The organism is Arthrobacter sp. Bi83 (assembly GCF_918698095.1).
Classification (GTDB): Bacteria; Actinomycetota; Actinomycetes; order Actinomycetales; family Micrococcaceae; genus Arthrobacter.
The window spans coordinates 1-9536 of the sequence record NZ_CAKKLY010000086.1 but is presented as its reverse complement, the minus strand read 5'-3'; the positions used below and the strand labels follow the sequence as shown (position 1 = coordinate 9536).

8 protein-coding genes and 1 pseudogene are annotated in these 9536 nt (G+C 60.3%); 5 read left to right on the top strand and 4 right to left on the bottom strand.

What is annotated here, in order from left to right:
* The 4 genes and pseudogenes from LQ144_RS22225 to LQ144_RS22210 all read left to right on the top strand — a co-directional run.
* Window positions 1-134 (top strand): annotated as a pseudogene (locus LQ144_RS22225) (4-hydroxybenzoate 3-monooxygenase); the annotation flags it as partial.
* A gap of 225 nt (window positions 135-359) precedes the next feature.
* Window positions 360-1685 (top strand): tyrosine--tRNA ligase, encoded by a 1326-nt coding sequence (tyrS, locus tag LQ144_RS22220; RefSeq protein WP_230121420.1) that lies wholly within the window; start codon window positions 360-362, stop codon window positions 1683-1685.
* 357 nt (window positions 1686-2042) lie between these two features.
* A complete protein-coding gene (locus LQ144_RS22215) occupies window positions 2043-2405 on the top strand; it encodes a hypothetical protein (protein ID WP_230121419.1) in 363 nt (120 codons plus the stop codon).
* 11 nt (window positions 2406-2416) lie between these two features.
* Complete coding sequence (locus tag LQ144_RS22210; protein ID WP_230121418.1) at window positions 2417-2596, top strand: hypothetical protein; 180 nt, start codon at window positions 2417-2419, stop codon at window positions 2594-2596.
* A 508-nt stretch (window positions 2597-3104) separates the two neighbouring features.
* Here LQ144_RS22210 and LQ144_RS22205 read toward each other — a convergent pair.
* From LQ144_RS22205 to LQ144_RS22190, 4 genes are all read right to left on the bottom strand, one after another.
* Window positions 3105-4562, bottom strand: coding sequence for an aldehyde dehydrogenase family protein (locus LQ144_RS22205; RefSeq protein ID WP_230121417.1), 1458 nt, complete (start codon window positions 4560-4562; stop codon window positions 3105-3107).
* A gap of 165 nt (window positions 4563-4727) precedes the next feature.
* The gene (locus LQ144_RS22200; protein ID WP_230121416.1) at window positions 4728-5135 is read right to left on the bottom strand and encodes an ester cyclase; all 408 of its coding nucleotides are present in this window, start codon (window positions 5133-5135) and stop codon (window positions 4728-4730) included.
* A gap of 84 nt (window positions 5136-5219) precedes the next feature.
* Complete coding sequence (locus LQ144_RS22195; protein ID WP_290369803.1) at window positions 5220-5993, bottom strand: MBL fold metallo-hydrolase; 774 nt, start codon at window positions 5991-5993, stop codon at window positions 5220-5222.
* Between the two features lie 109 nt (window positions 5994-6102).
* Window positions 6103-7581: an APC family permease gene (locus LQ144_RS22190; RefSeq protein WP_230121414.1), complete on the bottom strand. Its 1479-nt coding sequence runs from the start codon at window positions 7579-7581 to the stop codon at window positions 6103-6105.
* 583 nt (window positions 7582-8164) lie between these two features.
* On the opposite strand from LQ144_RS22190, the gene LQ144_RS22185 reads away from it, so the two are divergent.
* Window positions 8165-9112, top strand: a complete 948-nt coding sequence (locus LQ144_RS22185) for a LysR family transcriptional regulator (RefSeq protein WP_230121413.1) — start codon at window positions 8165-8167, stop codon at window positions 9110-9112.
* The last annotated feature ends 424 nt before the right edge of the window (window positions 9113-9536 follow it).

The window sequence follows — 9536 nt, the reverse complement described above, 5'->3', positions numbered from 1 at the left end:
CCACCATGCTCCACACCCCCGCCGGCGCGGACGACTTCTCCCGCGCCCGCCAGCTCGGCGAGCTCAACTCTGTGGTCTCCTCCACCCACGGCATGGCCTACCTCGCCGAGGCCTACACCGGCTGGCCAGCATAGTGAATGTTCGCTGTCCTGCCCACGGAACCCCAGGGCAAGTCCGTCGTGGTTGGTCTAGTCCCGCAGCAGATAGCTGCCGCAATCTGGCCTAAATGCGCCTTCGCGAAACTGAGCTGCATGTCCTACGCATAGCGACTCTAAGTGCAGGTGCCCCTGCTTTGCTGGCAGCCCTGGGCTCGCTTGTCCCTAACCCCGAAACTCGCCTTGACCTTAGGAAGTGACTTCGTGCCGGCTATCATCAGCCTCGAGTCTCAGAACAACGACTCGACTTTTGCCAATATCTGGCAGGAGTTGAAGTGGCGTGGCCTGGTCCACGTCTCCACTGACGAAGCGGAGCTGGAAAAGCTCCTCGCCGGTGCACCAGTGACGTACTATTGCGGCTTCGATCCCACCGCGCCGAGCCTCCACCTGGGTAACCTGGTCCAGATGCTCGTGATGCGACGGCTGCAGCTGGCCGGACATAAGCCCCTCGGGCTTGTGGGCGGTTCCACCGGCCTCATCGGCGACCCCCGCCCCACAGCCGAGCGCACGCTGAACACCAAGGACACCGTGGCCGAATGGGTGGGCTACCTTCAGGCGCAGGTGAGCCGGTTCCTCAGCTTTGAGGGCGCCAACGCAGCCCGCATGGTCAATAACCTGGACTGGACCGCGCCGCTGAGCGCCATCGACTTCCTGCGTGAGGCGGGCAAGCACTTCCGGGTGGGCACCATGCTGCGCAAGGACGCCGTGGCCTCGCGGCTGAACTCTGATGAAGGCATCAGCTACACGGAGTTCAGCTACCAGATCCTGCAGGGCATGGACTACCTGCAGTTGTTCCGCGACCACGGCTGCATGCTGCAGACCGGCGGTTCGGATCAGTGGGGCAACCTCACCAGCGGCACCGAGCTGATCCGCAAGGTGGAGGGCAAGAGCGTCCACGCCCTGGGGACACCTTTAATCACCAACTCGGACGGCACAAAGTTCGGCAAGAGTGAGGGTAACGCCATCTGGCTCGACGCCGGCATGTGCAGTCCGTACGCCTTCTGCCAGTTCTGGCTCAACACCGCAGATGCTGACGTTGTGGACCGGCTCAAGGTGTTCACCTTCCTGACCCGCGCCGAGATCGAAGACATTGCAGCCGCTGTGGCCGAACGGCCCTTCGCCCGTGAAGGCCAGCGGAAACTCGCCTTCGAAGTCACTGCCCTGGTCCATGGCGTCGAGGCCACCGAAAAGGTCATCGCCGCCTCGGCTGCACTGTTTGGCAACGGTGACCTGTCCGCACTGGACAAACAGACGCTCCGGGCGGCCACATCCGAACTCCCTTCCACCACTGTCCAGGTGGACGCAATGGGAATCATCGACCTGCTGGTTGCCTCCGGGCTCTCCGACAGCAAATCTGCTGCCCGCCGCATCGTCGGCGAGGGCGGGGCCTACGTGAACAACGAAAAGGTGCTGGACCCTGAAGCCGTGATCTCCGAGTCCGAACTCCTGCATGGGCAATACCTGCTCCTCCGCAGGGGCAAGAAAAACCTAGCCACCATCCACGTGCGTTCGTCGGGCCGAAAGGACTGATTCGCCAGGAAACCCACTACCTTTTCCGGCGTGGACTTGGGGCTGCAATCCACACGGGACTTGCAGCACCTCGGACGAAGCTTTATCGGACGATACAGCCGAAACAGATGCTTTATGGGTGACATCACTTGACTTGGCTCACGTCTCCTGACCTCCTTATGCGTCGCGGCGACCCGCGGTGTGGTGCTCTGAATGGATGCTTTTACCAGAAGGGTTTGGCCTAAGGTCGCCGATGTGGTGTTTATCAGGCGGGTGCGGACGGCTTCTGGGGCGACGGCAGTGCAGCTCGCAGAGTATGTGCACGGCCGTCAGCGGATCATGGCGCACGTTGGTTAAGCGGCACCGAGGCTGAACTCGGTGTGCAGTGGGCACGGACTCACGGATCCGGTTCCGGACCTGGTGGTCGCCCGGGTGGTAGAACCCACCTCGCTGCTCGATGCCGGCAGGGTTCTGCGGGACCTCGGCCAGGCTCCTGCCAGCTGTGCAACGATGAAGCGGACGCTCGGCCGGGCTGCCGCGTACAAGCACCGCGGCCAGGTCGCGACCTGGTGTTTCCAGCACCGACGGGGACGTTTCCTTGGGCTCTACAACGTCACCACGCTGTATTTCGAGGCGGAGAACGAAGACGAGCCGCCCAAGGTCAGGTGCTCCAAGGAACGCCGCGTCGACCCGCGGATCGTTGTCGGGCTGCTGGTGGACCGGGGCGGGCTCCCGGGCTGACTGATATGGTCGTGGTCTCCGACGCGGGGATGCTCCCGGCGGGCAATCTGCGCGAGCTGGACGAGGCGAACCTGCGGTTCATGGTCGGTTCCCGGATGACGAAGGTTCCAAACGATCTGGCCTCGCGCTTCGCTGCCGCGGCGACGCATTCACCATGGGCAGCTGATCGATCCCATTACACCGAGAACTGAACACAAGCCGGAGAACGACCCCGACCTGCGCGCCGAGTCTGTCTGGGACCCCGCCGCGCACCCGGGATCCTGCCGGGCGGTATGGGCCCACTCCCGCAAGCGAGCCGTGCATGACAACACCATGCTCACGGCGCAATAGAACCGAATCCGGGAGGTCATCGAGGGCCAGAAATCAGCCCGAACTCCACGCTTCATCAAGACCACGGGCGGCAAACGAAGCCTGGACGAACCCTCCCTGGCACGGGCACGGCAACTGGCGGGGCTGAAAGGCTACGTCACGACCGAGCAGCAGGCCATTCTCCGACGCACTTCAAGCCCAAGAGTCACGCACTATGCAAATAGGCCAAGTCAGGTCGGACGATATAGCCGGAACCAGGTGCTTTACGGGCGACATCACACTGCCACCGCATGACCTCAACTCTAGGATCGTGCGGCGGCAGCGCGTACCTGACGATGAGGTGTGCCTGGCCGTGCATCACTGCCAGGCACTTCAATCCCGCGGCGGCTATTAGAACGGGTAGGGCGCGATTTCCGGACGCAGGGTTAGCCACTGGACTTCGGTGAATGCTTCGATGTTTGCCGCAGCCCCGCCGAAGCGCGACCCTGTTCCGGACGAGCCGACGCCCCCGAAAGGCGCGTTTGCCTCGTCGGATACGGTTTGTTCGTTGATGTGAATTTTGCCGGAATTGATGCGATCGGCGATCTTCATTGCCTGGCCGACTTCGCCGAGAATGCCTACAGAAAGCCCGTAGTCGTTCGCGTTTACCAGTTCCACCACCTCGTCTTCGGTCGAGTAGGACATGACCGGGGCTACTGGCCCGAAGATTTCTTTTGCGAAGGCAGGATTCGTCAGTTCCAGGTCGACCAGAACGGTGGGGCGGTAGAAGAGGCCGTCATAAGTGCCGCCAGCTGCGACCCTCGCACCTTCTGTAACCGACTCTTCAACGATGCTATGAATGCTGGCAAGCTGGCGTTCGTCGATAATCGGTCCAAGGGCGACGGTGCCGGATGTCGGGTCGCCTACGGGAATGCCCTGCGCTTTGGCAGCGAGCCGTTCTACATACGCCTCGTACAGTGATTCATGGACAAAGTGGCGTCCCGTTGCCATGCAGATCTGACCTTGATGCATGAAGGAGCCAAAGGCTCCGGCCGAGGCTGCCTGGTCGAGGTCTGCTCCGGGGAGCACGACGAGTGCGTTGTTTCCGCCGAGTTCCAGATGCGCCCGCTTCAGGTGCCTGGCTGCGGCTTCGCCCACCTTGCGTCCCGCGGCGGTTGACCCGGTGAACGATACGATCCGTACTTCAGGTGCTTCTACAACCGCCGCGCCGATGTCTCCACCGCCTGGCAGCAGCTGTAGCAGGCCGGCCGGAAGTCCCGCTTCTTCGAAGATGCGCATCAGGGCAACACCGCCGCTGACGGCGGTGCGCGGATCCGGCTTGAGCAGTACGGCGTTACCCAGTGCCAAGGCCGGCGCTACGGATCGGATCGACAGAATCAAGGGAAAGTTATAGGGCGCAATCACGCTAACGACGCCCGCAGGCCTGCGCCGCGCAAAAGACCAACGGTCCTCGTTAGAGGTCAATACCTCACCATGAGGATGGGACGGCAGCGCGGCTGCTTCCCAGCATTCGTTAGCGGCGATGTGGGTTTCCAGGGCGGCCTTGGCTGGAATCCCGCCTCCTTCCCGCACAATCCACTCATGAACCTCGGCTGCATGTAGCTCCCAGAGATCTCCTGCCCGGCGCAAAACAGCAGCCCGTTTTTCCGGTTTGGTATTCGCCCAATCAGCCTGGGCTGCCGCTGCAGCCTTGGATGCCTCCGCGACATCCTCAACCGAAGCAACACCGACCCGTCCAAGAACCTTGCCTGTCGCGGGCTCCACTACGTCCTGAACTCCGCCACCGCCGGTAATCCACCGGTTAACGAAGATCTTTCCATCCCACAGGGATGTTTCCAGCAGGCTCACAATACTCTCCTAATTGATGTAAATTCTAAAAAGTCTCTTGGTAACGCACGTGCCGCCCCAGTTACATTGCCTGGCCTAGAGATGTGGCCGGACCCGGCAAAATGGGTGGCGGTGGCTGTAGGACATGCTGTCAATGCCGTGTAGGGGCCGAGCAGACTTCACACCCTAATTGCCCCTATTGAGTTGTTCGATGTGGTCCAAACGATCAAAATGTGCCCGCTTTTCAACGAACTTGCCGTCTTTTATCCTGAAGAGGTTGCACATGGACATACGCAGGTGTGCCCCCTTGGGCGGAATACCAAAGATTTCCCCGCTCTGATCTCCCTCAAAAAGGATGTATGCAACGACGTTGTTGCCTTCAGCGATGGTTTCAATGTCCATGCTGTAGCCATCAAAAGCATCCAGATTCTTCTTTTCGGAAGCCAGAAACCCTGAAATTCCGCGGCGCGGCGTGTCGACCTGGTTGTAGAACACAAAGTCTTCATGACACATCGCTGCCGCAGCATCTAAGTCCTGGCGTCTGAGTGCATCATAGAAATCTAGGACGAGGTTCTTGTTCTCTTTCAAGCTCATGAGATTTCCTATTCGCGCATATGCTTGCTGCTGATTATTTCGACGAGGGGCCTGGTAGGGCTCGTAAGCCCGAAAACGTCACTTCTAACCCAGGACGGTCGACTGCCCGGGCTCCAGAGCCCTGATCCTGTCGCCGAGGCCCTCTCGCTCAAAGAGATCCGCCAGTTGAGATGAGGTTTGCGAGAAATGATCCCACGAGTCCGCATGCACGGGGACGATGGTCGCCCCTTCAAGAACAGCGGCGGCTTTGACGGCATCTTCATTGCTGAGCGTCAAGTAGTCCCCGCCCAATGCCTCGAAGCGGGCGCCGCCAACAAAGAGAACCGCAACCTGAATCGGGCCGCACTTTTGTTGAACTTCTTCGACGACATCAAGCCAGGAGTTATCACCGCTTATGTAAGTGGTCGGAATGCCGTTGCCTGTCAAAACGAATCCAATAACTGGCCCCGAAACCTGCCAGACCCCGTCCGGGCCGTGAAGCGCGGGAACGGCGGTGACCGTCAGTTCCCGGCCGTCGGGCATCTGTACGACAACCGATGCGTAAGGGTCCAAGCCGGACACGTTTTCACCAAACTTTGCGGCGGCTTCCACCGTCGTCAAACCCTGGCTCGAGTTCGCGAGGAACCTCCGTCCCGAATGGTCGAGGTTGTCTTCATGCTCATGCGACGCGAGCACAAGATGAACCGGTTGCAGCTCTTCCGGAGTGAAGGCCGGACCCGCCGTCTTGACCAGAGTGATGGGGACATCCTCGCGGGAATACGACTGCGGGGGATCAAACGTGGGGTCAATGACGATACGAAACCCGTCGATGTCCAAGACGGCGGTTGGACCGCCAACGAGAGTTATCTTAAGAGACATAATTGCGCTTTCAGTTCGGCAAATTGATGAGTTGCAGGTCAGGGTAGTGCGTCCGCCAGGTCCGTCCCTGTCGCTAGCGGACGTCTTCGCGCCCCAGGAGAGTGGCGTCCTAGCTTCTGACCTCGGGGATGTCTGATGCATCCTGTTCGGCAACCGGAGAGGCGGGACGGGCATTTGCCACCGATCCAACCTTGGAGAAGGTGGCCCAGACCACGCCTGCCAGGCCGGCAAGGACCACCAGCCACGGAAGGAGCGTGGGCACCCCTTCCTTTGCTCCGGTCAGGAGGTCCCAATTCGTGACGGCAAGAAATGCAGCGCCCGCAAGTCCAATGCCGCCCAGCACAGGAGCGATAACTCCACTCCAGAGCCGGAGCTCGGTCCGGTTCCTGCGCAGGAAGAAGACGAGCACTGCGAACGAGGTTGCTGCCTGCATGACGAGTACGCCAAGCGTGCCGACCCCAATAAGCCAGGCATACAGCTCAGCGAATGGATCCGCGCCGGCGAGCATGAACAAGCCAAGAATGACGATTGATACGGCCGTGACCGCAAGGCTCGCCCGGTGAGGCGACTGCCAACGGGGGTGGGACCTGCCCAGGGACCGGGGCAGGGCACCGGCCCGGCCCAAGGCAAAGTTATACCGCGAGAGGGTGTTGTGGAATGCAACCAGCACGGCGAAAGAGCTGGTGACCAGGAGTACGTTCATCAATACAGTGGCCCAATGACCCACGTATTGCGTGTTTACTGCGAAGACAAAGTTGGCCGGATCTTCAGCGGCTGCCGTCTGTACTGCCTCGGTGCCGTGTGCGAGACCGATGGCCCATGTTGAGATCGCGTAGAAGACGGCGATCAGGGTTACGGCTGCATAGGTGGCGCGGGGAACGGTTCGCTGGGGGTCCTTCGCTTCCTCGCCATAGATGGCAGTTGCCTCGAATCCAACGAAACAGCTCGCCGCAAAGAGCAAGGCAACGCCGAGACCGTCAGAGAAGACATTGCTGGGCTGGAAGGCGTCAAAGTTGATACCGGAGGCTCCTCCTTGGGCGAGAACTCCGACGTCGAAAACTCCGAGGATGAGGACCTCGCCGATCATGAGGACTCCGAGAACTCTTGCGCTGAGGTTGATTTCCATGTAGCCCAGGATGGCCACCCCCGCCCAGGCGATCAGCGACCAGACTTTCCAATCCAGCTGTAGTCCCGTCAAATCAGCAACAATGGCGCTAGTAAAGAAACCAAGGATTCCGTAAAGGGCAATAAGCATACAGGTATAGGACAAAAGGGCGAGTGCAGCACCAACAAACCCCGCGGTGCGGCCGAAGCCCGACTCAAGGTAGGCGGCAAATCCCGCAGTGCTCGTGACAAATCGGCTCATGGCCGCGTAACCGACGGCGAAGAGGATCAGCACCAAGCCCGCGATGAGGTAGGCACCAGGCGCGCCGACTCCTAGAGACGCAAACGCAACAGGAGAAGCGCCAAGGGTCGCGGCCAGCGGAGCTGCGGCTGAAACAACGAAGAAAACGATACCGGGCACTCCAACAGCGTTGCGCTTCAGCGCACCCACTGTCTCGACCGTTGCCGGGGAGGAGTTGGACATGAAGTTGACCTTTCAAAGCAAGGATAAGGCGACGGTCCTGTCAGGGCGGACGCTGCGAAAGCTACTGGTGACAACTGGAACGATGGGTGACTGCTTTGTCCTCAGTCCTGACGCGCTGGGACAAAAGCACCTGGTTGATTGGGCTGGACCATCAGGCCGCTTCAGTCAAGATGGATGTCAGTGACGGAGCGGTGTGACTGCGGCGTTGGGCTCGCGCGATTCCTATTCTGCAGCCTGCCCAGCGCCAGCCCCGTGCCAGCATGACCTGCCTGGCCTACAACGCCCAGCGACAAAATGGGGGAATCAAGTTGTAGGGGCACTCTCCTGTCCGGGCTGCCTGCAGGAGATCTTCAGCCGCGGTGAAGTCCTGTCTCTTCAGCCCGACATCGCATGCAGCAGGAAGACCTGAATACGTGGCCTTGTGGGACTGGATAGTCATCATCGTATGTACGCGCCTTTCCGCTAGCGCTTATCCTTAGGAGTGGGATAAAACAAGCATGATTGCCGTCACAACAGTGAACAATGGACAAACTGCGATCGCCCGATCTTCACTGCAGATCAGGAGGTTCACAAGGAGGAAGACGTGGACATTCGCCAGCTGCAGTACGTGGTCAGGCTAGCTGAGACACTTCATTTTGGCCGGGCTGCCGAATCGCTGCACATAGCCCAATCAGCGTTCAGCACGCAGATCGCCCGTCTTGAGCGGCAGATCGGCGCCCAGTTGTTCGATCGGTCGGCGAATCGGGTCACCATTACGGTCGCCGGCGAAGCTTTTGTCCGCCGCGCACAGGAGATTCTCGCCCAGATGGCTGATGCAAGCCAGGAAGCCAAAATTCTCCACAGCATAGGGCAGAATCAGCTCAAGATAGGGCTCTTCTACGAATCCGCGGGCGAACTAACACCCCTCATCATCAACGCCTTCCGGCAGGCCATGCCCCATGTCGATCTCTCATTCCGTGAACTCACGATGAGCGATCAGGTAGAGGCCCTCGCCAGTGGTGATGTGGACGTGGCCTTCGTTCGCTCCCCAATAGCGGACTCGCGTGTGCAGCTCCTCGAGCTCTTTGCAGAACCCCGCTACGTCGGGCTCGCGAAGGATCATGAATTGGCTGACCGTACGGAGGTGTACACCGAAGACTTGGTGGACCAGGCCTTTGTGGTCGCTTCGCCAATGGCTCCACCCCTGTGGCGCGGATACTGGTCCTTTGACGACCTGCGTGGCGGACCTGGCCGGGTCGCTGCCGAAGTTGACAGCGTCCCTCAAAGCCTGAACGCAATCGCATTCCAAGGAGCGGTGGACACCTTCCCCGGATCTGCAGCCCGCCTACAGCGGCCGCCTGGAGTGGTGTACAGGAGGATTGCTGATGGAACCTACTCACCCAGTGCTTTAGCCACTCGAGCTGGTGAGCGGCGCCTTCACGTGGAGGCCTTTCGTCAGGTGGGAAAGCAACTGGCGATCACTTCACTGAAGGTTGTACCCGAGGCCGTCCGCGTGGTGGAGGCGCCGTCGGGGACGCCCCGTACTGCTTGAGGCAGCCCGGACGATCCAATCTAACGTGCTGCCAGCAGCCGCGAGAGATGATCAGTCTCGCGGCTGCGCTAGAAAACACTTGTGGCTGCTCTTCCTGCCCGGCAACCCGGCGACGCGGCAGTGACAGCGAAAAATCTCTACGGTGAACAGGCAAGAAGCCGCGATTGGCCAGCTCAAGAGAGCATATCTGCGTTTGCTCTCCGTTCACTTGCGCCAATAGTCCCGGTGGTCGTGGACCTTGAGACGGGTGCATTCATGTAGGCGTAAGCCCTGGGTGAGAAGCCCATGCCGTACACCTGTTATGCGTCGCATTGTTTAGCGATGGGGGCGTCTTTGCCGGTGACGATGCAGGTTTCCCCGTCGGTGTCTTGATTTAGTGCCGTTGGCGGCGTCAGGCTGACGATGACTGGATACAACGAACGGC